Source organism: Jatrophihabitans telluris, from assembly GCF_023516435.1.
In the GTDB taxonomy this organism is placed as follows: Bacteria; Actinomycetota; Actinomycetes; order Mycobacteriales; family Jatrophihabitantaceae; genus Jatrophihabitans_A; species Jatrophihabitans_A telluris.
This window is the reverse complement of sequence record NZ_CP097332.1, coordinates 2,004,634-2,025,838: the sequence shown is the minus strand read 5'-3', so window position 1 is coordinate 2,025,838 and position 21,205 is coordinate 2,004,634. Positions and strand designations below refer to the sequence as shown.

At 66.7% G+C, this 21,205-nt stretch carries 18 protein-coding genes; 6 read left to right on the top strand and 12 right to left on the bottom strand.

What is annotated here, in order from left to right; all coding sequences use genetic code 11:
* Window positions 1–191 precede the first annotated feature (191 nt).
* From acnA to M6D93_RS09430, 5 genes are all read left to right on the top strand, one after another.
* Window positions 192–2,996, top strand: a complete 2,805-nt coding sequence (gene acnA, locus M6D93_RS09450; RefSeq protein WP_249774103.1) for an aconitate hydratase AcnA — start codon at window positions 192–194, stop codon at window positions 2,994–2,996.
* 350 nt (window positions 2,997–3,346) lie between these two features.
* A complete protein-coding gene (locus tag M6D93_RS09445; protein ID WP_249774102.1) occupies window positions 3,347–4,474 on the top strand; it encodes a sugar ABC transporter substrate-binding protein in 1,128 nt (375 codons plus the stop codon).
* Between the two features lie 209 nt (window positions 4,475–4,683).
* Complete coding sequence (locus tag M6D93_RS09440) at window positions 4,684–5,466, top strand: ATP-binding cassette domain-containing protein (protein ID WP_249774101.1); 783 nt, start codon at window positions 4,684–4,686, stop codon at window positions 5,464–5,466.
* A gap of 46 nt (window positions 5,467–5,512) precedes the next feature.
* Window positions 5,513–6,961, top strand: a complete 1,449-nt coding sequence (locus tag M6D93_RS09435) for a sugar ABC transporter permease (RefSeq protein ID WP_249774100.1) — start codon at window positions 5,513–5,515, stop codon at window positions 6,959–6,961.
* Window positions 6,962–6,968: 7 nt separating this feature from the next.
* Window positions 6,969–8,192: an ROK family transcriptional regulator gene (locus tag M6D93_RS09430; RefSeq protein WP_249774099.1), complete on the top strand. Its 1,224-nt coding sequence runs from the start codon at window positions 6,969–6,971 to the stop codon at window positions 8,190–8,192.
* On the opposite strand, the gene M6D93_RS09425 is transcribed toward M6D93_RS09430, so the two are convergent.
* From M6D93_RS09425 to M6D93_RS09410, 4 genes are all read right to left on the bottom strand, one after another.
* Window positions 8,123–10,009, bottom strand: coding sequence for an ABC transporter ATP-binding protein (locus tag M6D93_RS09425; protein ID WP_347343535.1), 1,887 nt, complete (start codon window positions 10,007–10,009; stop codon window positions 8,123–8,125). The two genes, M6D93_RS09430 and M6D93_RS09425, sit on opposite strands and share 70 nt — an antisense overlap.
* Before the next feature lie 191 nt (window positions 10,010–10,200).
* Window positions 10,201–11,004 carry an enoyl-CoA hydratase/isomerase family protein gene (locus M6D93_RS09420; RefSeq protein WP_430667226.1) on the bottom strand — a complete coding sequence of 268 codons (804 nt, stop codon included), beginning with the start codon at window positions 11,002–11,004 and terminating at the stop codon, window positions 10,201–10,203.
* An 8-nt stretch (window positions 11,005–11,012) separates the two neighbouring features.
* A complete protein-coding gene (locus M6D93_RS09415; RefSeq protein ID WP_249774097.1) occupies window positions 11,013–11,222 on the bottom strand; it encodes a helix-turn-helix domain-containing protein in 210 nt (69 codons plus the stop codon).
* Between the two features lie 102 nt (window positions 11,223–11,324).
* Window positions 11,325–12,929 carry an ABC-F family ATP-binding cassette domain-containing protein gene (locus tag M6D93_RS09410; RefSeq protein WP_249774096.1) on the bottom strand — a complete coding sequence of 535 codons (1,605 nt, stop codon included), beginning with the start codon at window positions 12,927–12,929 and terminating at the stop codon, window positions 11,325–11,327.
* 165 nt (window positions 12,930–13,094) lie between these two features.
* Here M6D93_RS09410 and ypfJ point away from each other — a divergent pair, with 165 nt between their 5' ends.
* On the top strand, window positions 13,095–14,039 hold the full coding sequence (gene ypfJ, locus M6D93_RS09405; protein WP_249774095.1) for a KPN_02809 family neutral zinc metallopeptidase: 945 nt from the start codon (window positions 13,095–13,097) through the stop codon (window positions 14,037–14,039).
* Here the strand turns inward: ypfJ and M6D93_RS09400 are convergent.
* The 8 genes from M6D93_RS09400 to sufB form a co-directional block, all read right to left on the bottom strand.
* The gene (locus M6D93_RS09400) at window positions 13,982–15,199 is read right to left on the bottom strand and encodes an acyltransferase family protein (RefSeq protein WP_249774094.1); all 1,218 of its coding nucleotides are present in this window, start codon (window positions 15,197–15,199) and stop codon (window positions 13,982–13,984) included. The two genes, ypfJ and M6D93_RS09400, sit on opposite strands and share 58 nt — an antisense overlap.
* Before the next feature lie 18 nt (window positions 15,200–15,217).
* Window positions 15,218–15,559: a metal-sulfur cluster assembly factor gene (locus M6D93_RS09395; protein ID WP_249774093.1), complete on the bottom strand. Its 342-nt coding sequence runs from the start codon at window positions 15,557–15,559 to the stop codon at window positions 15,218–15,220.
* Window positions 15,556–16,020 (bottom strand): Fe-S cluster assembly sulfur transfer protein SufU, encoded by a 465-nt coding sequence (gene sufU, locus M6D93_RS09390; RefSeq protein ID WP_249774092.1) that lies wholly within the window; start codon window positions 16,018–16,020, stop codon window positions 15,556–15,558. The genes M6D93_RS09395 and sufU overlap by 4 nt, the downstream gene beginning before the upstream one ends.
* A 31-nt stretch (window positions 16,021–16,051) precedes the next feature.
* A complete protein-coding gene (locus M6D93_RS09385; protein ID WP_249774091.1) occupies window positions 16,052–17,305 on the bottom strand; it encodes a cysteine desulfurase in 1,254 nt (417 codons plus the stop codon).
* A gap of 39 nt (window positions 17,306–17,344) precedes the next feature.
* A complete protein-coding gene (gene sufC / locus M6D93_RS09380) occupies window positions 17,345–18,139 on the bottom strand; it encodes a Fe-S cluster assembly ATPase SufC (protein WP_249774090.1) in 795 nt (264 codons plus the stop codon).
* Between the two features lie 2 nt (window positions 18,140–18,141).
* Window positions 18,142–18,453, bottom strand: a complete 312-nt coding sequence (locus M6D93_RS09375) for a non-heme iron oxygenase ferredoxin subunit (RefSeq protein WP_249774089.1) — start codon at window positions 18,451–18,453, stop codon at window positions 18,142–18,144.
* 3 nt (window positions 18,454–18,456) lie between these two features.
* Window positions 18,457–19,620: a Fe-S cluster assembly protein SufD gene (gene sufD, locus M6D93_RS09370; protein WP_249774088.1), complete on the bottom strand. Its 1,164-nt coding sequence runs from the start codon at window positions 19,618–19,620 to the stop codon at window positions 18,457–18,459.
* A gap of 61 nt (window positions 19,621–19,681) precedes the next feature.
* Window positions 19,682–21,112: a Fe-S cluster assembly protein SufB gene (gene sufB, locus M6D93_RS09365; protein WP_249774087.1), complete on the bottom strand. Its 1,431-nt coding sequence runs from the start codon at window positions 21,110–21,112 to the stop codon at window positions 19,682–19,684.
* Window positions 21,113–21,205: the final 93 nt, after the last annotated feature.

The following is a 21,205-nucleotide window of genomic DNA, read 5'->3' as shown; positions in this document are numbered from 1 at the left end:
CACTAAACACCAGTCACACATGAGGGCGCGATCGTCTTGTGTGGGATGACCCACGATGAGTTCATCGGATGCAATGCGGAAAGATGTAGAGGTTCGAGCGGCCGACTTCGGGGCCGGACATCCTGTGCCCCGGGGCCAGTCCACGCATCACCGTTGTTCGCCCGTCTGTGACCTGTGACTAGGAGAAGGCCGTGCCTGCTGGCAACCCCGATAGCTTCGAATCCAAGGATCGACTCCAGGTCGGTGACACGAGCTACACCTACTTCCGGCTGGACAAGGTGCAGGGCGCGTCCGAACTGCCGTTCAGCCTGAAGGTCCTGCTCGAGAACCTGCTTCGTACCGAGGACGGTTCCAACGTCACGGACGAGCAGATCCGGGCGGTCGCCGGGTGGAACCCGCAGGCCGAGCCCAGCACCGAGATCCAGTTCACGCCGGCCCGTGTGGTCATGCAGGACTTCACCGGCGTCCCCGCCGTCGTCGACCTGGCCACCATGCGCGAGGCCGTGGCGGAGCTGGGCGGCGACCCGGCCAAGATCAACCCGCTCGCGCCGGCCGAGCTCGTCATCGACCACTCGGTCATCGCCGACCTCTTCGGTGGACCCGAGGCCTTCGTGGGCAATGTGGAGCTCGAGTACGAACGCAACCGGGAGCGTTACCAGTTCCTGCGCTGGGGTCAGACCGCCTTCGACGAGTTCAAGGTGGTGCCCCCGGGCACCGGGATCGTCCACCAGGTGAACATCGAGCACCTGGCTCGCGTCGTCTTCGGGCGCACCGTGCACACCCCTGACGGCGAGGAACTGCAGGCCTACCCCGACACGGTCGTAGGCACGGACTCGCACACCACGATGATCAACGGACTGGGCATCGTCGGCTGGGGTGTCGGCGGCATCGAGGCCGAGGCGGCCATGCTCGGCCAGCCGGTCTCGATGCTCATCCCCCGCGTGGTCGGCTTCAAGCTCACCGGCGAGCTGCCCGAAGGCGCCACCGCGACCGATCTGGTCCTGACGATCACCGAGATGCTGCGCCAGCACGGCGTCGTGGGCAAGTTCGTCGAGTTCTACGGGACCGGTGTGGGCGCGGTCCCGCTGGCCAACCGCGCCACCATCGGCAACATGAGTCCCGAGTACGGCTCGACCATCGCGGTCTTCCCGATCGACGAGGAGACGGTCAAGTACCTGCGGCTGACGGGCCGCAGCGAGGAACAGATCGGCCTCGTCGAGACCTACGCCAAGGCCCAGGGCCTGTGGCATGACCCGTCCTTCGAGGCGAAGTACTCCGAGTACCTCGAGCTGGACCTTTCCACCATCGTTCCCAGCATCGCCGGACCCAAGCGCCCGCAGGACCGGGTGGCGCTGACCGATGCCAAGGAAGCGTTCCGCTCCGCCCTGGCCGCCTACGTGGACGAGCCGGAGCAGGGCTACGACGAGAGCGTGGCCGAATCCTTCCCCGCCAGCGACGCGCCGTCCCACGACACCAACGACAGCGAGGCGGCGCCGGGCCAGCTCGTCTCCTGCGCGGCCACCGACGGCGGCCGTCCCAGCGCACCGACTCGGGTGCGGCTAGCCGACGGCACCGAGTTCGAACTCGACCACGGTGCCGTCACGATTGCCGCGATCACCTCGTGCACGAACACCTCGAACCCCTCGGTGATGATCGGGGCCGCCCTGCTGGCGAAGAAGGCCGTCGAGAAGGGCCTGTCGCGCAAGCCCTGGGTCAAGACGACCCTCGCCCCGGGGTCGAAGGTGGTCAGCGACTACTACGACCGGGCGGGGCTCACCGCCTACCTGGACAAGCTCGGGTTCAACCTGGTCGGTTACGGCTGCACGACCTGCATCGGCAACTCCGGCCCGCTGATCCCCGAGGTCAGCGCCGCGGTCAACGAGTCGGATCTTGCGGTCGTCGCCGTGCTGTCGGGCAACCGCAACTTCGAGGGTCGGATCAACCCCGACATCAAGATGAACTACCTGGCGTCCCCGCCGCTGGTGGTCGCCTACGCGCTGGCCGGATCGATGGACGTCGACCTGCTCAACGATTCCCTGGGCGACGACTTGGCCGGCAACCCGGTCTACCTGCGCGACATCTGGCCGAGCACCGCCGAGATCGAGGAGGTGGTCGGCACGGCGATCGCAAGCTCGATGTTCGTCGACGACTACGCCGATGTCTTCGCCGGGGACGAGCGCTGGCAGTCGCTGCCCACTCCCGAAGGAGAGACCTTCACCTGGGACAGCTCCTCGACCTACGTTCGCAAACCTCCGTACTTCGACGGCATGCCCGTCGAACCCACGCCCGTGAACGACATCCGTGCGGCCCGGGTGCTGGCCAAGCTGGGCGATTCGGTCACCACCGACCACATCTCCCCCGCCGGTTCGATCAAGGCCGACTCCCCCGCGGGCAAGTACCTGGCCGAACACGGGGTCCAGCGCAAGGACTTCAATTCCTACGGCTCGCGCCGCGGCAACCACGAGGTCATGATCCGCGGCACCTTCGCCAACATCCGTCTGCGCAACCAGATCGCGCCCGGCACCGAGGGCGGCTTCACCCGCGACTTCACCCGACCCGATGCGCCCGAAAGCACGATCTACGACGCATCGGTCAGCTACGGCCAGGCCGGAATTCCCCTCGTGATCCTCGCGGGCAAGGAGTACGGCTCCGGATCCTCGCGAGACTGGGCGGCCAAGGGCACCGCGCTGCTCGGGGTCAAAGCGGTGATCGCCGAGTCCTACGAGCGCATCCACCGGTCGAACCTCATCGGCATGGGCGTGCTGCCGCTGCAGTTCCCCAAGGGCGAGTCGGCCGAGACGCTCGGACTCACCGGCGAGGAGACGTTCGAGATCACCGGGATCACGAAGCTCAACGAGGGCGAGGTCCCGCGGGAGGTCGAGGTCAAGGCCGACGACTGGACGTTCACCGCGACCGTCCGTATCGACACCCCGGGCGAGGCGGACTACTACCGCCACGGCGGAATCATGCAGTACGTCCTGCGATCCCTGCTCTGAGGACCGGGCGAGACCGTCGCATTGGGCCGGACCGGGCTCTGACCGGTCCGGCCCTGCCTGTCCGGCCCTGACCAGTCAGCTCGGCGTCGTCGCGCCGAAACGGTCTAAACCATTCCGAGTACCGCGATACCCGCCCCGGGCAGAAGTCCTTGAGCGACAGCCAAAAGCGCTGCCAGCGTAAGTTGCGGGTGAAGTCAGCCGGGTCATGGTCACGACTGGAGTAACTCGTTGGTAACAAGTAAGTGACGAACTCTTTGCGTCAGCAAAGGCTCGGGATATGTTCTCGCCGACAACAATCACTGCCGCCGGCGGTCGGCGGCAGCCAGTAACAGGGGAAGGCGGGAAAGCCCATGCGCATTCGTGCGCTCGGTGTAATCGCGATCAGCACCGTCACGGTGCTGTCGATGGCAGCCTGTAGCAGTTCCAAGAAGACCACCACCGGCGGGACCACTGGCTCGGGATCGGGTTCCAGCTCGAGTTCCAGCACGGGCGCGGTCAAGGGCAAGGTCGGCGTGATTCTTCCTGACACGCAGTCCTCGGCTCGCTGGGAGAGCTTCGACAAGCCGCTGCTGACCAAGGCATTCGGCGACGCCGGCGTCACCGCCGACATCCAGAACGCCCTCGGTGACAAGAGCAAGTTCGTCTCGATCGCCGACGGCATGATCCAGGAAGGCGTGTCCGTACTGGCCATCGTCAACCTGGACTCGGCCACCGGCGCGCAGGTCGAGGCCAAGGCCAAGGCGGCCGGCGTGAAGACGATCGACTACGACCGTCTCACTCTCGGCGGCACCGCTGACTACTACGTGTCCTTCGACAACGTCAAGGTCGGCGAACTGCAGGGCCAGGGCCTGGTCGACTGCCTCAAGGCGAAGAACGTGACCAGCCCGCACATCATCGAGCTCAACGGCTCGCCGACGGACAACAACGCCACGCTCTTCAAGCAGGGTGCTGACTCCGTGCTCAACCCGAAGTACTCGGCCGGCTGGAAGAAGGTCGGCGACCAGAGCGTGCCCGACTGGGACAACGCGAAGGCCGTCACGATCTTCGAGCAGCTGCTGACCGCAGCGGGTGGCAAGGTTGACGGCGTCCTCGCCGCCAACGACGGACTGGGCAACTCGGCCATCACGGTGCTGAAGAAGAACGGCCTGAAGGTCCCGGTCACGGGTCAGGACGCCACCGTCGGTGGTCTGCAGAACATCCTCGCCGGTGACCAGTGCATGACGGTCTACAAGCCGATCGCGGATGAGGCCAACGGCCTGGTCAAGCTCACCCTGGACCTGCTCCAGAACAAGCCGGGCGAGACCACGGGCACGGTCAAGGACACCCAGGGCAACCGCGACGTCCCGTCGCTGCTGCTGACCCCGAAGGCGATCACCAAGGCCACCGTGAAGGACGTTGTCGCAGACAACTTCGTCACGAAGGCCGACCTGTGCACCGGCAAGTACGCCGCGCTGTGCACCGCGGCTGGCATCTCCTAGTAGCCGCCTGATCTTCGGTGGGTGGGCCTTGATTTCGTAGGCCCACCCACCGAAGACGTTTGTCCGGGCCCTGGCTGCACTCTTGTGCTGGCGCCGGAGCTTTCGGACGCCCATGATGAGCGCATCACTGGGCACCACTGACGGGATAGGCGCAGATCGGACAGCGGCGGGTCACCGCACGCCGAGGCACAACAAGGAGGCCAGCCGCCATGGCGGACACCCCAATTCTCGAACTTCGCAAGATCAACAAGAGTTTCGGCCCGGTGCAGGTTCTGCACGACATCGACTTCGCGGTCTACCCCGGGCAGGTCACCGCCCTGGTGGGCGACAACGGCGCCGGCAAGTCCACGATGATCAAGTGCATCGCGGGCATCTATCGCGTCGACTCGGGCGAGTTCTTGTTCAACGGCCAGCCGGTCTCGCTGCACAGCCCGCGCGACGCCGCGGACCTCGGCATCGAGATCGTCTACCAGGACCTGGCCCTGGCCGACAACCTCGACATCGTGCAGAACATGTTCCTGGGCCGCGAGTCCAAGAGTCGGCTGCTGACGCTGGACGAGGGAACGATGGAGGCCAAGGCGCGCGAGACCCTGGCCAGCCTGTCCGTGCGGACGGTCAAGTCGGTGCGTCAGCCCGTTGCGAGCCTGTCCGGTGGACAGCGGCAGACCGTCGCGATCGCCAAAGCGGTGCTGTGGAACTCCAAGATCGTGTTCTTGGACGAGCCGACCGCCGCTCTCGGTGTGGCCCAGACGCGCCAGGTTCTCGACCTGGTCCGCCGGCTCGCCGATCGCGGTCTGGGCGTCGTGCTGATCTCGCACAACATGAACGACGTCATCGAGGTGGCCGACCGGGTGGATGCCCTCTACCTCGGCCGGATCGCCGCCGAGGTCATGGCCAAGGAGAGCAGCGTCAGCCAGATCGTCGAACTGATCACCACCGGCCGTTCCGGTGACCTGGGCCTGTCCCGGGCAACAGCCGACGCGAGCATGTGATGACCACGGTGAACGCCCCTGAGACACGGCAGGAGAAACGAGTTTCATGAGTACCGACAAGGGATACAGCGTCGCCACCGACTCCGCGGCGCTCGGCTCGACCGACGAGGCCGATCGCGGCGCCTTCGCCAGCGACGTGGGCCCCCGCAACATCGGCGAGAGCTTCCGCAGTTACGTGACCCGAGTCCGCGGCGGGGAAAGTGGCGCGTTGCCGGCGGTCCTTGGCGCCATCATTCTCGTCATCATCTTCGCCAATGCGAGCGATGTCTTCCTGAGCAAGGGAAACTTCGCCAACCTGCTGCAGCAGGCGGCACAGATCTCCGTGCTCGGCATGGGCATGGTGTTCGTGCTGCTGATCGGCGAGATCGACCTGTCCGCGGGAACCGCGGGCGGTGTCTGCGCCGCGACCATGGCGCTCTCACTGAACAAGAGCGGCGATCTCAATAAGGCGCTCGGGACGGGAACCTTTACCGTCCTGATGCTCCTGATGGCCGTCACCATCGGGCTCGCAGTTCTGTCGAAGCTCTGGATCCCGGCCGGCATCGTCCTGGTCGGCATCGTGGTGGCCGTGACACACCTGGCCAGCACCCAACTGCTCGCGATGTTCCTGTCCGTTGCCGTCGGTACGTCCATCGGGCTCCTGATCGGCTTCCTCGTTGCCCGCGTGGGTATTCCCTCCTTCATCGTCACCCTGGCGCTGTTCCTGGCGTGGCAGGGTGTGCTGCTGAAGTTCATCGGTACCGGCGCCGCGATCCCGACCCGTAACTCCAACCTGGTCGACAAGATCGATAACGGCTACATGGCCGTCGCCCTGGCGTGGGTGCTCTGGATCGTCGCGATGGCGATCTACCTTGCCTACACGGGTTACCGCTCCATCAGCCGTCGACGCAAGAACCTGTCGGCCGAACCCCTGGATCTCGTCATCGTGCGCGCGATCGCCATCGCGCTTGTGACCGGACTCGCCGTCTATGTCCTGAACCAGGACCGCTCCCGCACCGTGTTCGCCAAGATCCAGGGCGTGCCATGGGCGGTCCCCGTGGTGGCCGTCGTGTTCATCTTCTGGACCCTGATGCTCAGCAAGAGCCAGTACGGACGGTTCATCTACGCGGTCGGCGGCAACCAGGAAGCGGCCCGCCGTGCCGGCATCGACGTCAAGCGCATCCGGATGTCCTGCTTCGTCATCTGCTCCGGGATGGCCGGGCTCGCCGGTGTCATCGGATCGTCCTACCTCGGCGGTGTGCCGTCGGACTTCGGCAAGAACACCGACGTGCTCTACGCCGTCGGCGCCGCGGTCATCGGTGGTACCTCGTTGTTCGGTGGTCGGGGCAAGGTTCGCGACGCGATCATCGGCGCCATCGTCATCGCGATGATCCCGAACGGGCTGAACCTGATCAAGAACATCAGTTCTGCCTACGTGTTCATCGTGACCGGCCTGGTGCTGCTGGTGGCCGCCAGCGCCGACGCCCTGTCGCGCAGGCGCACCTCGGCCGGCTGATCCTCCGGTGGCCAGTTCGTCGGTTGTTCGGCCGGAGGAGATCCGGCGGCACAACCTGGGTCTGCTTCTCCGGCAGATCCACCGCCACGGCGAGTTGACCCGAGCAGAACTCACCACTCTGCTCGGGCTCAACCGCAGCACCATCGGCGGCCTGGTGACGGACCTGGTCAATCTGGGGGTCGTCACCGAGTACGTTCCCGCCGGGCGCGACCGCGCAGGACGCCCGTCCTATGTGGTCGCGCCGCGGGAAGAGGGACCGTACGTCCTCGCCGTTGAGGTCGAGGTCGAGCGGATCGTCTCCGCTGCGGTGGGTCTGGGCGGTCGGGTACACGCCCGGCGCGAGACCAACACCCAGGACGGCCCGACCACCCCGGCGGCCGCGGCGGCGCAGGTCAGCCGGGACGCCCGGTGGCTGGCCGCCCGAATGCCGCCGAGTGCGGTGCTGTTCGGGGCCGGGGTCAGCGTCCCTGGAACAGTGCGTCGAGCGGACGGGCTGGTTGTTCACGCACCGAACCTCGAGTGGCGCGAGGTGCCCTTCTCCGAACTGCTGCGCAAGAGCCTCGGCGGCGAGCTCGACGTCCAGGTGGGCAACGACGCCAACCTCGGCGCCCTGGCCGAGCATCAGCGCGGCGCCGCGCGAGGGTTGGACAACGTTATCTTCATCAACGGCTCCGTCGGCGTGGGCGGCGGCGTCATCGTCGACGGCTCGGAGCTACACGGGGTCGGCGGATACGCCGGCGAAATAGGGCACATCATGCTCAACCCCGAGGGGCCGCCCTGCCACTGCGGGAGCACCGGCTGTATCGAGACCTACATCGGCGAACACGCGTTGCTGCGGCAGGCCGGAGTGACCGGGGCCTTCGGGCCACTGGCGGCCGCGGCCGTGTTCGCCGATGCCGAACGCGGCGACGCGCGGGCCGCGGGCGCGGTTGCCCACGTCGCCCTCTGGCTCGGCCGAACGCTGGCCACTCTGGTCAACGTCTTCAACCCCGAGGCGCTGATCGTCGGCGGCACACTGGCTGACGTCGTCCGGCTGGAGCGGGCCATCGTCGAGGGCGAGGTCGACCGTCGCGCGATGGCGGCGGCGCGCGCCGGGGTTCGGATCCTCACTCCGGGACTGGGACAGGAATCGTCGCTGATCGGCGCGAGCGAGCTGGCCTTTCAAGCTCTGCTCGCCGCGCCCGATGCCGGACTGACGATGTCGTCGACCGGCGGAGCAGCCGCGAACTGAGTCCGGTACAACTCGGTGTACAGGCCGCCGGCGGCCAGCAGCTCGGCGTGAGTACCCCGCTCGGCGATACGGCCCTGATCGATGACCAGGACCTGGTCGGCGGCGCGGATCGTCGACAGCCGGTGAGCGATGACCAACGACGTTCGTCCTTGCAGCGCAAGGGACAACGCGTCCTGGACGGCTCGCTCGCTCTCGCTGTCCAGGTGCGCCGTGGCTTCGTCCAGGATCACGATCCGGGGGGCTTTCAGCAACAGCCGGGCGATGGCGATGCGTTGCTTCTCCCCGCCGGAGAGCCGGTACCCCCGGTCACCGACCACCGTGTCCAGCCCTTCGGGCAGCGACCGGACGGTCTCGGCGATATTGGCCGCGGCGAGCGCGGACCACAGCTGCTCGTCGGTGGCCTGCGGGCGCGCATACCGCAGGTTGGCGGCGATGCTGTCGTGGAACAGGTGGGCGTCCTGGCTGACGACGCCGATTGCCGCGCGCAAGGAGTCCTGCCGGACGTCACGAACGTCCTGGTCCCCCACCCGCACCACGCCCGAGCGCACGTCGTAGATACGCGGTACGAGCTGGCTGATGGTGGTCTTGCCCGCGCCGGAGGCACCGACGAGGGCGACCATCTGGCCCGGCTCGGCGGTGAAACTGACGCCGCGCAAGACGTCGGCGGGGACGAGGCGGTCGAGCTGGGCGACGTCCTCCAGTGAAGCGAGTGACACCTCGTCCGCGGCGGGGTAGGAGAACCAGACGTCCTCGAAGTGAATGGACGCCGCCTGCTCGGCGAGCTCGGCCGCGTCCGGGGCGTCGTCGATCATCGGCCGCAGGTCGAGGACCTCGAAGACCCGATCGAAGCTGACGAGGGCGCTCATGATGTCGACGCGCACGTTCGACAGTGCCATCAGCGGGCCGTAGAGCCTCGACAGCAGCAGGGCCAGGGTGACGACGGTGCCCGTGGACAGCTTCCCGGTGATCGCGTAATACCCGCCGAGCCCGTAGACCAACGCCTGAGCCAGGTTGGCCACCAGCGTGAGGGCCACGAACAGGGCCCGGGCGTAGAGAGCCGAGCGAACCCCGATGTCGCGAACTCGGGCGGCCCGGCCGGAGAACGAGGCGGCCTCGGCATCGAAGTTGCCGAAGAGTTTGACCAGCAACGCCCCGGCCACGTTGAAGCGTTCGGTCATGGTGGCGTTCATCGATGCGTTGAGTCCGTAGGACTCGCGAGTGATGGCCTGCAGCTGTTTGCCGACCCGCTTGGCCGGAAATACGAACACCGGCAGCAGGACGAGTGCCAGCGCGGTGATCTGCCACGAGAGAGTGAACATCACCGCCGCGGTGAACACGAGGCTGACCGCGTTGCTGACCACCCCGGAGAGGGTGGAGGTGAAGGCCTGCTGGGCACCGAGGACGTCGCTGTTGAGCCGGCTCACCAGCGCACCGGTCTGCGTTCGGGTGAAGAAGGCCAGGGGGAGCCGCTGCACGTGCGCGAACACCGTTGAGCGCAGGTCGTAGATCAGGCCTTCGCCGATGCGCGCGGAATACCAGCGTTGGACGTAGGAGAAGGCCGCGTCGACCACGGCCAGCACCGCGATCACGAGGGCGATCCAGACGACCGTCGAGGCCCGTCCGTGGGCCGAGATCTCGTTGATGACCCGCCCGGCCAGCACCGGCGTCGCCACACCGACCAGCGCATCGAGCACGATGAGGACGGTGAAGAACGCGAGATCCGTCTTGTAGGGCCGGGCGAAGCTCAAGACCCGCCGCAGGATGCCGCGCGGCAGCTTCTGCTTGGACAGCTCGGGGTCGCGGCGCATCGAGCGCATCACCGCGTAGTCGCCACCTGGTCTCAAAGCCGGCCCGTCCCCGCGTGGTCCTCAGTCACCTACCCAGTATGGCCAGCGACACCGACAACCGCCGACCGCCACCGACCAGCGCGGCGCCAACGGCCCGGGGTCCCACGCGACACGTGCAACCTCAACGACGCGGTCCACGCAACACGGGCAACCTCAACGGTTCAGTCCTCGCGGTCCAGACCAGCGAGGGCACGCAGCTGGCGGTACTGCGCCTCGCGCTCGGCTCGTTGCTGGTCATCCTGCGATCGGCCGGAGGCGGCCAGCAGCAAGGCCTTGGTTTCGGTGACAGCCGCGGCCGGCAGCGCGAGGATCTGGGCGGCGAACGCATCGCCGGCTTCGGCCAGGCGCTCGACCGGAACCACCGCGGTGACGAGGCCGATCTGGTCGGCTTCCTCGGCCGATACGCGCCGGCCGGTCAGACAGATACTGGCGGCCTTCGAGTATCCGACCAGTTCGACGATCCGCTTGGTGCCGCCCAGGTCCGGAACCAGCCCCAGGCTCACCTCGGCCATCGAGAACTGCACGTCCTGCGCGGCGATCCGGATATCGCAGCTAAGGGCCAGCTGGAAGCCGGCGCCGATCGCGTAGCCCTGCACGAGCGCGATGCTGACCAGACCCGGTCGGCTGCCCAGGTCGAAGGCCTGCTGGAACGAGGCGATCGCGGCCGTAGCCGTCTCCTGGTCGGCGTGGGCGATGCCGAACAGGCCCGGGGCCTCATCGGTCCCCTCAGCGGTGAACACCGCGCGATCAAGGCCGGCCGAGAACGACGGTCCCTCGCCACGGACGAAAAGCACCCGCACGGTTCCCGGCAACGCGTTGACGGCGCGGGTGAGCCACAACCACGTCTCCGGCGTCTGCGCGTTGCGTTTGTCCGGACGATTCAGCGTGATCGTCGCAATATCCTGCGCGTCGGACAGGGTGATCGTGAAGCCGGCCGAATCGGGGATCGCCGGGACGGTGTCGATGCTCAGGACTACTTCTTCTTTCCTCGGGTGGCTCCTCCGCGTCCGCGCAGGGTTACCTCGTTCTCGCTGAGCAGGCGGTGGATGAAGCCGTAGGAGCGGCCGTGGGAATCCGCAAGCTCGCGGATGCTCCGGCCCTTCTCGTACTGCTTACGCACCTCTGAGGCGAGCTTGCTTCGGTCGGTTCCGGTGATTCGGGCGCCTTTTTTCAGATCGGCCACGGTCACTCCCCTGTTGGGATTCCCCAGATGGGAATTTGCGAGTTGTCACTCACAGACCTTGCTAGCAGTCGGATGGGCGGCAACGCAACAAAAAACCCAAGATCACGCCAAAGCGATAAGGTCGGCCAGATCCGGGCTCCAGTTGTCCTCGACACCGTCGGGCAACAAGATCACCTTGTCCGGGCTCAGGGCCTCCACCGCGCCTTCGTCGTGGGTGACGAGCACGATCGCACCGGCGTAGCGGCGCAGCGCATCCAGCACCTGTTCCCGGCTGGCGGGATCAAGGTTGTTGGTGGGCTCGTCGAGCAGCAGGACGTTGGCCGCGCTGGTCACCAGCATCGCCAGGGCCAGCCGGGTCTTCTCGCCACCGGACAGCACGCCGGCCGGCTTGTCGACGTCGTCTCCGGAGAACAGGAACGCCCCGAGCACGCTGCGAAGCTGCAGGTCGGCCGGTTCCGGCGCCGCGCTGCGCATGTTCTCCAGCACCGTCCGGTCGGTGTCGAGCGTGTCGTGCTCCTGCGCGAAGTAGCCCAGCCGGAGTCCATGGCCCGGCACGACCTCCCCGGTGTCGGGAATCTCGACCGCGGCCAGCAATCGCAGCAGCGTGGTCTTGCCGGCACCGTTGAGGCCGAGGATGACCACCCGGGTTCCCCGGTCCACGGCAAGGTCGACGTCGGTGAACACCTCCAGCGAACCGTAGGACTTCGACAGTCCCTCGGCGGTCAACGGCGTCCGGCCGCACGGGGCGGGGTCGGGGAAACGAAGCTTTGCGACCTTGTCAGTGGCCCGGACATCGGCCAGACCGGCATTGAGTGCGTCGGCGCGGCGGAGCATCTGCTGCGCGGCCTTGGCCTTGGTGGCCTTGGCCCGCATCTTGTCGGCCTGGCCGCGCAGGGAGTCGATCTTGCGTTCGGCGTTGGCCCGCTCTCGGTGGCGCCGCTTCTCATCGGCCTCGCGCTGCTTGAGGTAGGTCTTCCACCCGACGTTGTAGGCATCGACCTCGGCTCGGTTGGCGTCGAGGTACCAGACCTTGTTGACCACCGCATCGAGCAGCTCGACGTCGTGGCTGATCACGATCAACCCACCGCGGTGGCCTTTGAGGAAGTCGCGCAGCCAGGAGATCGAGTCGGCGTCCAGGTGGTTGGTGGGCTCGTCCAGCAGCAGGGTCGTGGGCTCACCGGCCGAATCGGCGAACAGGATCCGGGCCAGTTCGATCCGGCGACGCTGACCGCCGGACAGGGTCGCCAGGGGCTGCCCCAGAACCCGCTCGGGCAGTCCGAGATGCGCACAGATCCGCGCCGCCTCGGCCTCGGCGGCGTAGCCGCCCAGGGACGAGAACTGCTCCTCCAGCACACCGTAGCGGCGGACCAGGGCTTCGTCGTCGGATCGCTCGGCCAGCTGGATCCCGACCTTGGTCAGATCGTGCAACAACGCGTCCAGGCCGCGTGCCGACAGCACCCGGTCCCCCGCCGTCTGGCCGAGATCACCGGTGCGCGGGTCCTGTGGCAGGTAGCCGATGGGGCCGTTGGCCGACACCGAACCGCCGTGCGGCAGGGTCTCACCGGCGAGAACCTTCAGGCTGGTGGTCTTGCCCGCGCCGTTGCGTCCCACCAGGCCGATCCGGTCGCCGGCCTGCACCCGCAGGGTGACCGGGTTCAGCAGAATTCTGGCTCCGGCGCGGAGCTCCAAATCGGTGGCAGTGATCATTCCTCAAGCACTTCCGGACGGGCTGACGGGTGCAAACACCCCCAGGACACGAGTGAGATGGATCGGCTCGAACCTGCTCAGCGCGGAACGGTGCTCACGAACACTCAGGCTACCGTACGGTTCAGGCTGCCGGCCCGAGTCCGAACGCACCGATGGAGTCCGCAAATGCAATACAACGACGACGCTCAGCTCGACACCTCTGTGGTCCAGGATGTCCGGTCCTCCGGACGCGGCCTGCCTGGTGGCGTCGGCGGACTGGCCGTCGGCGGGGGTGGCATCGGCATCGTCGGTGTGATCATCGTGGTGCTGCTGAACGTCCTCGGCGGCGGCGGCGGCAGCTCCGGCCTGCCGGGCGGGATCGGCGGCCTCGGCGACGTCGGCGTGGGCACGAACACCGCCTCGGTCAACAACAGCCAACTGCAGCAGTCCTGCAAGACCGGCAAAGACGCCAACAGTAATTCCGACTGTGCGATCGTGGCCGACATCGACTCCATCGAGAGCTACTGGTCGAGCGAGACGCCCACCCTCGGCGCCGGCTACGCAGGCTCGCCAACGGTCTTCTTCCGCGGCCAGATCTCTACCGGGTGCGGCGCCGCCGACGCCGGTGTCGGACCGTTCTACTGCCCGGCCGACAAGAAGGTCTACATCGACCTGTCCTTCTTCGACGAGCTCAAGACCAAGTTCGGTGCCGAGGGCGGCGCATTCGTCAACGCCTACGTCCTTGCCCACGAGTACGGCCATCACGTGCAGGACCTGCTCGGCATCGAGTCCAAGATCGATCACCAGACCACGGGCCCCAAGTCGGACTCGGTGAAGCTGGAGTTGCAGGCCGACTGCTTCGCCGGCGTCTGGGCGAACCACGCCACCACGGTGCCCTCGGCCAACGGCAAGCCCTTGATCGCCTCGATCACCTCGGCTGACGTCGCCGCCGCGCTGGACACCGCGGGCCGGATCGGTGACGACTGGATCCAGTCACATCTCGGCAGCGGTGCCAACCCGAGCAGTTACACCCACGGAACGTCCACGCAGCGCAAGAAGTGGTTCAGCACGGGTTACTCCGGCGGCGACCCAGCCGGTTGCGACACCTTCAGCGCCAGTTCCCTGGGCTGACGCCTGGGGCGAAGCCGACGTTCGAACGGCACCTCGACGAATCGGTAGAGCGCGCCCGAGGCGAGCACCGCCAGCGCGAGGTCGATCGCGATCTGCGCCAGCCGCCAGTCGGTGGCCGACATCCGATCGGGCAGGTGCCCCCACGCCCACTGCACGATGCGCAACACCAGTTGGTGCACCAGGTAGAAGGCAAAAGACCACTCTCCCAGCCTGACCGCCCACGAACGAGCCATCAGCCCGGCCCGGCCGACCACGTCCGACCACGCCGCCGCACAGATCAGCAGCGTGAACGGGATCAGGGTCAGCCAACCGGCGACCAGGACGATCGGGAACTCCCCGGCTCCGTAAATGGTCACGAGGGCGAGCAACCCGGCCAGCGATACCGGCAGCGCCGATCCGTCATAGCGGTGGCCGGCCTGGGTCCTGTCCCGCCACCGGGTCGCCGCGTCCCGAAGCAGCGCCGCGGCGCACATACCGAAGACGAACTCCGGCAGCCGCGAGAGGGGCAGGACCGACACCCACCAGAACGGGGCGCGGTTCGAGTTGGCCACGACCGAGCCGACGGCGGCCCATACGCCCAGTTGCAGTGCAGCCAGGATCGCCAGGCAACCGGCCATGACGACCAGGCGTCCGCGCGCGCCGAGCCGCAGTACGGGTCCGATCAGCCACGGGAACAACGCGTAGAACAATGCCTCACACGACAGCGACCAGGCAACGCCGTTCACCCCGAAGAACACGGCCGATTCGGGGATCCAGGATTGGACGAGGGTCAGGGTGGCCAGCATCGCGCCGAAGTGCGGCCAGGCGCCGAACCGGGCCACGGCGACGGGAATCCCGATGGCCCAGGTCACGACGTGATTGGGCACGATCCTGGCCACGCGCCGACGCCAGAAGGACCGCGCTGGATCACCGAAGCGGTAGGACCAGGTCAGGACGAAGCCCGACAGGATGAAGAAGAAAGACACCCCGGCCTGTCCGGCCATCAACAGCGGGTGGATCAACGGCAACGACGGGAGCAACGGCATCACGTGATAGGCGAACACCCCGAATGCCGCAATGAATCGAAGACCCGTGATGGACGGCAGCCTCGGGGCATGGTCGTTGCCGCTCGCGCCGTGGTCGGTGGGAGCGGTCTGCGTCACGGTGCCGGACGAGCTCACGCAGTGGTGGCGGCCGGCTCAGACGTTGAAGCCCAGCGCCCGCAACTGCTCCCGGCCGTCGTCGGTGATCTTCTCCGGGCCCCACGGCGGCATCCACACCCAGTTGATCTTGATGCCACTGGCCACCGGCTTCGGTCCGCCGAGCAGCGCTGTCTCGGCCTGCTCCTCGATGACGTCGGTCAGCGGACAGGCCGCCGAGGTCAGCGTCATATCGACGGTTACGCTGGCGTCCTCAGCGATGTCGAGGCCGTAGATGAGGCCGAGGTCGACGACGTTGATGCCGAGCTCGGGGTCCACGACATCGCGCAACGCCTCCTCGACCTCGTCGTGGGACGGCTTGGAAATGGTTGCTTCGGTCATCGTTGCTCCCCTGCTCCGGTCGCTTGCGTGACAGCCGACTTCATGGCCATCCATCCCAGCAGCGCACACTTGACGCGAGCTGGGTATTTCGACACGCCCTCGAAAGCGATGGCGTCGTCGAGCTCCTCGATCTGGTCCTCGCTCAGCTCATGGTGGCCCTGCGACTGCATCAGCTCGAGGAACCGCTCCTGCAGTTGCATCGCATCATCGATCGGCTGACCGATGACCAGCTCGCTCATCACCGAGGTGGAGGCCTGGCTGATCGAACAGCCCTCCCCCACCCACCCCAGATCTGCGATCTCGCCGTCACGAACCTTGACTCGAAGGGTGACCTCGTCTCCGCAGGTCGGGTTCACGTGATGTACCTCGGCGTCGAAGTCGTCGAGCTCGCGTCGGTGGTTCGGGTGCTTGTAGTGGTCGAGAATGATCTGCTGGTACATCGATTCCATGGACGCGGTCATCGCTGCACCTCCTGCGGCATCGACGGGGTACTCATCGGCCGAACATCTCCTGGACCTCCGTTAATCCGGCGATCAGGGCATCCACCTCGGCGGTGGTGTTGTACAGGCCGAAGGACACCCGAGTGGTAGCCGGTACGCCGTACCGCACGCACACCGGGCGCGCGCAGTGATGCCCGGCCCGAACGGCGATGCCGTGCTCGTCGAGCAACTGGGCCACGTCGTGCGGGTGAATCCCGGCCAGAGTGAAGGAGATCGTCGCGCCACGGTCGACGTTGTCAGCCGGTCCGATGATGCGAAGGCCGGGCACCGCCGAGAGCTGCTGCAGGGCGTAGCCGGTGAGTTCCACCTCGTGGGCATGCACGTTGTCGAGGCCGAGGCCGGTCACGTAGTCGATCGCGGCGGCGAGAGCGGGCGCCTGCGCAATCGCCGGCGTACCCGCTTCGAACCGGTGAGGAGGCGCCGCGTAGGTGCTGCCCTGCATGGAGACCGTCTCGATCATCTCGCCGCCACCGAGGAAGGGCGGCATCTCGGCGAGCAGTTCGTAGCGGCCCCAGAGGACGCCGATACCGGTCGGGCCGTACACCTTGTGACCGGTGAACGCCAGGAAGTCGCACCCCAGTGCGGCGACGTCCAGCGGCAGGTGCGGGGCGGCCTGGGCGGCGTCGACGATCGAGAAAGCGCCGACGCTGCGGGCCTTGTCCACCAATCGTCGCACCGGGTTGATGGTGCCGAGCGCGTTTGACTGGTACACGAACGAGACCACTTTGGTGTGCTCGTCGATCACGCTGTCGATCGCGGACTCGACCAGGCGGCCCTCATCGTCGATGGGCAGGTACCGGAACTCCGCACCGGTCCGCTGGCAGAGCAACTGCCACGGCACCAGGTTGGAGTGGTGCTCCATCTCGGTGACGACGACGTTGTCCCCGGGCCCGATTCGGAACCGCTCAGCCCCCGGGAAGGTGCTCGCGTTGGAGAACGAATACGCGAGCAGGTTCAAGGCCTCGCTGATGTTCTTGGTGAACACGACCTCGTCCCGCCGCGGCGCGTTCAGGAACCGGGCCACGGTGTCGCGGGCATTCTCGTACGCCGTGGTCGCTTCCGAGCCGAGGGTGTGCACGGCACGCGCCACGTTGGCGTAGTGCTGGGCGTACAGGTCGGACTCGGCGTCGATGACGACCTGAGGCTTCTGGGCGCTGTTGGCCGAATCCAGGTAGACCAGCGGCTGGCCGTGCACCTGCCGGGACAGGATCGGGAAGTCCTTGCGGACCACGTCGACGTCGAACATCGCTGCTACCTCCTTTCAGAACGAGCTCGGTCGGGTGGGCTACCGATCGGCCGGGACGGCGGGCACCGTGACAGCCTCGGTGTGAGCCGCTTCGTCGACGCCGAATCGGGTGTAGCCGCTCTCCTCCAGCACGTCGGCCAGCTCAGAGCCACCGGACTCGACGATGCGCCCGTCGAAGAAGACGTGGACGAAGTCCGGCTTGATGTAGCGAAGGATTCGGGTGTAGTGGGTGATGAGCAGCGTGCCCACCCCGGTCGCGCGCACTCGGTTGACGCCCTCGGACACGACCCGCAAAGCGTCGACGTCCAATCCGGAATCGGTTTCGTCCAGGATGGCGATCTTGGGCTTGAGCAAGCTCATCTGCAGGATCTCGTGGCGCTTCTTCTCGCCGCCGGAGAAACCCTCGTTGACGTTGCGCTCTGCGAAGGCCTTGTCCATCTCCAGTTCGGTCATGGCGACGTTGACCTCCTTGACCCAGGTGCGCAGCTTCGGCGCCTCGCCACGGATCGCGGTCGCCGCGGTACGCAGGAAGTTCGACACCGACACCCCGGGCACCTCGACCGGGTACTGCATGGCCAGGAACAGGCCGGCGCGGGCGCGCGCGTCGACGGCCATCTCCAGCACGTTCTGGCCGTCCAGCAACACCTCGCCACTGGTCACGGTGTACTTGGGGTGACCGGCGATCGAGTACGCGAGAGTGGACTTTCCGGAGCCGTTCGGGCCCATGATGGCGTGAGTCTCACCGGAGCGGACCGTCAGGTTCACGCCCTTGAGGATCGGCGTCTCGTCAGCGGTGACGTTGACGTGCAGATCGCGGATGATCAGTTCGGACATGACTAGTTGTTCTCCAATTCGGCGTATACGACACCGTCGATCACGGATGTTTCGAAGACCGCGACGGGTTGGTTGGCTGGCGGTCCGGTTGGCTTGCCGGTGCGCAGGTCGAAGCGCGAGCCATGTAGTTCACACTCGATCGCGCAACCCTGGACGTCGCCGTCGGACAACGGGTATTCGGCGTGCGAGCACAGATCCTCGATCGCGAAGATCTCGTCACGGACCTTGACCACGGCAAGATCGAGCTGCGGAAGCTCCACTCGCAGTGGCGTGCTCTCCTTCAGTTCCGACAGCGCACACAGACGTTCGGGCACCGGCTACTCCGCGCTTTCGGCGGCGGGCTCGGCACCCAGCCGGCGGTCGATCGAGGCCATCAGCCGGTCACGGAGCGTAGGCACGTCGATGTGACTGACGATGTCGGCGAAGAAGCCCCGAACCACCAGCCGCCGGGCCTCGTCCTCGGGAATGCCGCGTGATTGCAGGTAGAACAGCTGCAGGTCGTCGAACCTGCCGGTGGCGCTGGCGTGCCCGGCACCGGTGATCTCGCCGGTCTCGATCTCGAGGTTGGGCACCGAATCGGCGCGGGCCCCGTCGGTGAGCAGCAGATTGCGGTTGAGCTCGTAGGTGCTGGTTCCGATCGCGGCCGGCCGGATCCGGACATCGCCGATCCATACCGTGCGGGCGGACTCGGCGTCGAGCGCGTTCTTGTAGACGACGTTGGAGGTGCAGTTGGGCACCGAGTGGTCGACGTAGAGCCGGGACTCGAAATGCTGCCCCGCGCCCGCGAACGCCAGACCGTAGAGCTCGGCGTTGCCCCCTGGTCCGTCGAAGGTGACCGTGGGCAGCAGGCGCACGATGTCACCGCCGAGCGTGATCGAGGTATGGCGATACTGCGCGTCCCGGCCCACCTTCGCCGCGTGCGCCGCCAGGTGGATGGCGCCTGGGTCCCAGTCCTGCACGCTGATCAGACCGAAGTCGGCACCGTCGCCGAGCACGACCTCGACGTTGGCGGCCACTGTGGCCTCACCGACGTGGTCCATCACCAGCGTCGCCTTGGCGAACGACCCCACCGAGATGACGAAATGCCCGTAGTTCACGCCGGGTTTGCCGATGGAACGCAGCACGATCGGAGCGTCGAGCACCGCGTTGGCCGCGATTTCCACGAGCACGACCGTGGCCACGTTCGCCGCGGCCAGGGCACTGACCCGGTCTGCCGGAACCAGCACGGAGCCGACCAGCGGATGGTCGCGGCCGACGTAGCTGAGCCGTACCCCGTCCGGCAGTTCGGTCTCGAACTCACAGGTGTCCTGGGAGGTCAATGGCTGGAACAGCTCACGCAGCCGCCGTACGGGGGTGAACCGCCACTGCTCCTCACGGCCGTTCGGAACTGCGAACGCGTCCGGGTCGGCCGAGGTGAAACGTTCGGCCGGCGAGCCGGTCGGGCCGGCGATCTCGACTTCTCTTTCGGTGGTTGCTGTCATATCTCTTTCGCTTCGGTGCTGATCCGCGACGGGTCGCCGTCCGGACGGGGGTGGGACGGCCTCAGCCGACCGCGCCCTCCATCTGCAGTTCGATAAGCCGGTTGAGTTCCAGGGCGTACTCCATCGGCAGTTCGCGGGCGATCGGCTCGACGAAGCCACGCACGATCATGGCCATCGCCTCGTCCTCGGTCAGGCCGCGGCTCATCAGGTAGAAGAGCTGGTCGTCACTGACCTTCGAGACCGTCGCCTCGTGACCCATCGACACGTCGTCCTCGCGGACGTCGACGTAGGGGTAGGTGTCCGAGCGCGAGATGGTGTCCACCAGGAGCGCGTCGCACTTCACGGTCGAGCGGCTGTGGTGGGCACCGGGCTCGACCTGAACCAGGCCGCGGTAGGAGGTTCGGCCGCCGCCGCGGGCCACCGACTTGGAGATGATCGTCGAGGACGTGTGCGGGGCCGCGTGCACCATCTTGGCCCCGGCGTCCTGGTGCTGTCCCTCGCCTGCGAAAGCGATGGAAAGCACCTCGCCCTTGGCGTGCTCGCCGGTCATCCAGACCGCGGGGTACTTCATGGTCACCTTGGAGCCGATGTTGCCGTCGACCCACTCCATGGTCGCGCCTTCTTGGGCGACGGCGCGCTTGGTCACCAGGTTGTAGACGTTGTTCGACCAGTTCTGGATGGTGGTGTACCGACACCGCCCACCCTTGCGCACGATGATCTCCACGACCGCCGAGTGCAGCGAGTCCGAGGAGTAGATCGGCGCGGTGCAGCCCTCGACGTAGTGCACGTAGGCGTCCTCGTCGATGATCATCAGAGTGCGCTCGAACTGGCCCATGTTCTCGGTGTTGATCCGGAAGTAGGCCTGCAGGGGGATCTCGACGTGCACGCCCTTGGGGACGTAGATGAACGACCCGCCCGACCACACCGCGGTGTTGAGTGCGGCGAACTTGTTGTCACCGGAGGGAATCACGGTGCCGAAGTACTCCTGGAAGAGCTCGGGGTACTCGCGTAGGGCCGAGTCGGTGTCGAGGAAGACCACGCCTTGCTCCTCGAGGTCCTCGCGGATCTTGTGGTAGACGACCTCGGACTCGTACTGGGCGGCCACGCCGGAGACCAGGCGCTGCTTCTCCGCCTCGGGGATACCCAGTTTGTCGTAGGTGTTCTTGATGTCGGCGGGCAGGTCGTCCCAGGTCGCCGCCTGCTTCTCGGTCGATCGCACGAAGTATTTGATGTTCTCGAAGTCGATCCCCGACAGGTCCGAGCCCCAGTTGGGCATGGGCTTGCGGTAGAAGATCTCCAGCGCCTTGAGCCGTCGCTCCAGCATCCACGCGGGCTCGTTCTTCTTGGCCGAGATGTCGCGCACCACGGCCTCACTCAGTCCGCGGGTCGCCGTGGCGCCGGCCACGTCGGTGTCGGCCCAGCCGAACTTGTAGGTGGACAGCGCGTCGATCTGCTCGTCCTGCGTCAGAACACGTTCTGGCGTGGTGGTCACAAATGCCTCCCGTAGCTATCCCGCTCATACCGGCCGGGGTGGTTCTTCGAAGTTTCGTGCGGGCGATGGTGCTTCGTTTGATGCGGTGGTGCC

Excerpts from the sequence above, each read along its gene's own strand:
- M6D93_RS09445 (WP_249774102.1), top strand. The coding sequence starts at position 3,347 with ATGCGCATTCGTGCGCTCGGTGTAATCGCGATCAGCACCGTCACGGTG.
- M6D93_RS09440 (WP_249774101.1), top strand. The coding sequence starts at position 4,684 with ATGGCGGACACCCCAATTCTCGAACTTCGCAAGATCAACAAGAGTTTC.
- M6D93_RS09435 (WP_249774100.1), top strand. The coding sequence starts at position 5,513 with ATGAGTACCGACAAGGGATACAGCGTCGCCACCGACTCCGCGGCGCTC.
- M6D93_RS09425 (WP_347343535.1), bottom strand. The coding sequence starts at position 10,009 with ATGCGCTCGATGCGCCGCGACCCCGAGCTGTCCAAGCAGAAGCTGCCG.
- M6D93_RS09410 (WP_249774096.1), bottom strand. The coding sequence starts at position 12,929 with ATGATCACTGCCACCGATTTGGAGCTCCGCGCCGGAGCCAGAATTCTG.
- ypfJ (WP_249774095.1), top strand. The coding sequence starts at position 13,095 with ATGCAATACAACGACGACGCTCAGCTCGACACCTCTGTGGTCCAGGAT.
- M6D93_RS09395 (WP_249774093.1), bottom strand. The coding sequence starts at position 15,559 with ATGACCGAAGCAACCATTTCCAAGCCGTCCCACGACGAGGTCGAGGAG.
- sufU (WP_249774092.1), bottom strand. The coding sequence starts at position 16,020 with ATGACCGCGTCCATGGAATCGATGTACCAGCAGATCATTCTCGACCAC.
- M6D93_RS09385 (WP_249774091.1), bottom strand. The coding sequence starts at position 17,305 with ATGTTCGACGTCGACGTGGTCCGCAAGGACTTCCCGATCCTGTCCCGG.
- sufC (WP_249774090.1), bottom strand. The coding sequence starts at position 18,139 with ATGTCCGAACTGATCATCCGCGATCTGCACGTCAACGTCACCGCTGAC.
- sufD (WP_249774088.1), bottom strand. The coding sequence starts at position 19,620 with ATGACAGCAACCACCGAAAGAGAAGTCGAGATCGCCGGCCCGACCGGC.